The sequence below is a fragment of the Rhizobium sp. FKY42 genome (assembly GCF_005222835.1).
Taxonomy (GTDB): Bacteria; Pseudomonadota; Alphaproteobacteria; order Rhizobiales; family Rhizobiaceae; genus Neorhizobium.
The window spans coordinates 1-1,825 of record NZ_STGA01000055.1 but is presented as its reverse complement, the minus strand read 5'-3'; the positions used below and the strand labels follow the sequence as shown (position 1 = coordinate 1,825).

At 58.1% G+C, this 1,825-nt stretch carries 2 protein-coding genes; both read left to right on the top strand.

Going from position 1 to position 1,825, the window contains the following annotated elements:
• On the top strand, positions 1–891 hold an 891-nt coding region (locus tag E8M78_RS18650), incomplete at its 5' end, for an ATP-binding cassette domain-containing protein (protein WP_137136485.1).
• Positions 888–1,825 (top strand): HlyD family type I secretion periplasmic adaptor subunit (locus tag E8M78_RS18645; protein ID WP_137136484.1); only part of this gene is annotated, 938 nt, incomplete at its 3' end. The genes E8M78_RS18650 and E8M78_RS18645, both read left to right, overlap by 4 nt.

Genomic DNA, 1,825 nt, shown 5'->3' with positions numbered 1-1,825 from the left:
GGTGCGATGATCGCAGCATCTATCCTGACCTCGCGAGCATTGGCACCGATTGAACAGGCCATCGGTCAATGGAAAGGCTTTGTCAACGCTCGTCAGGCACGCGGTCGCCTCTATCAGCTACTGGAGCAATTCCGCAGTGACGAAAACCGAATGCCCCTGCCACGGCCGGAACGGTCGTTCAGTGTATCGTCGGTCACTGTCGTAGCGCCCGGAACACAGACACCAATCATCCGCGACGTATCTTTCAACCTCTTAGCAGGGCAGGGGGTCGGAATCATCGGTCCAAGCGGATCGGGAAAATCCACGCTTGCGCGCGCACTCGTTGGTATCTGGCCGCCCGTCCGCGGGACGATCCGTCTTGATGGTGCCGAAACCGATCAATGGGACCCGGAGGCACTTGGCCCTTCGCTCGGATACCTCCCTCAAGGGGTCGAGCTGTTCGATGGGACCATCGCCGAAAACATCAGCCGCTTCGATGCCGTCACCAAACCGGAAGCCATCATAGAAGCAGCAAAACTCGCGGGTACCCATGAACTGGTTCTGTCCATGCCTGATGGTTACGACACGCGCATTGGAGTAAGCGGTGCCATGCTGTCGGCGGGCCAACGCCAACGGATCGGACTTGCCCGAGCGCTCTATGGCAAGCCGTTTTTGATCGTCCTTGATGAACCAAATGCCAGCCTTGATGCGGAAGGAGAAACGGCGCTGACCAACGCGATCGTTTCTATTCGAGAGAGCGGGTCGATCGTTGTCGTCATCGCACATCGACCAAATGCGTTGGCCGCCGTAGACCACGTCCTGGTTCTTGCACAAGGCGCTATGGTGACATTCGGGCCGCGTGATGAGGTTCTACGCAAAACGACGATGCGTGCCGTGACGGAGAAGTCATGACCAGTCCCGATCCTAGCCCGGCAGCCAGATCAATCCGCAATTATTCGATCGCGGCTGCTCTGACCATGACTGCCCTAATCGCTGGCATGGGCGGCTGGGCCGCAACCGCTAATCTCTCCGGCGCGGTTCTAGGCGCTGGCACTGTGGTGGTCGAAGGCAACGTGAAAAAAATCCAGCACAGAGAAGGCGGCATCGTCGGCAAGATCCTCGTGCGAAACGGGATGCGTGTCGAAGCTGGAGATCTCCTGCTTAAGCTTGATGACACGATTACTCGCGCCAATCTCTCGATCATCACCAAACAAGTCGATCAGTTGTCAGCGCGACGTTTGCGCCTCGTCACCGAGCGCGACAACGCTAAAGACATGGCGATACCTTCCGAATTATCCCGGCAGACGGATGAAACGACCGCGCTTGAATACCTGAGTGCTGAGCGGGCCCTGTTCACTGCGAGAACACAGACGATCGAAGGACAAAAGGCACAGCTGCACCAAAGGATCGATCAGATCCGGCAGGAGACGGAAGGCTTGATCATTCGCAAAAGCGCGAAGGAAGAAGAGCTATCGTGGATCGAGCAGGAGCTGGTTCGCGTCCGTAACCTCAACAGTCAGCAACTGGTCCAGTTCAACCGGCTGGCCGAGCTTGAACGGCTCCGGGCGCAGCTCTCCGGAGAGCGAGGTCAGCTCATCACAGAAATTGCCCGCGCAGCAACAAGGGTGACCGAGACGGAACTGCAGATCCTCCAGTTGGATCAAGATCGGCGCGCCGAGGTGGTAACCGAACTGCGCGATGTCGAAGCCAAGCTCGCCGAACTTGCGGAACAGCGAGTGGCCGCCCAGGATGAGTTACGGCGCGTCGATATTTTATCTCCGCAAACGGGCATCGTCCATGAACTCACCGCCCACACCATTGGTGGCGTCATCGCTCCAGGTGAGAC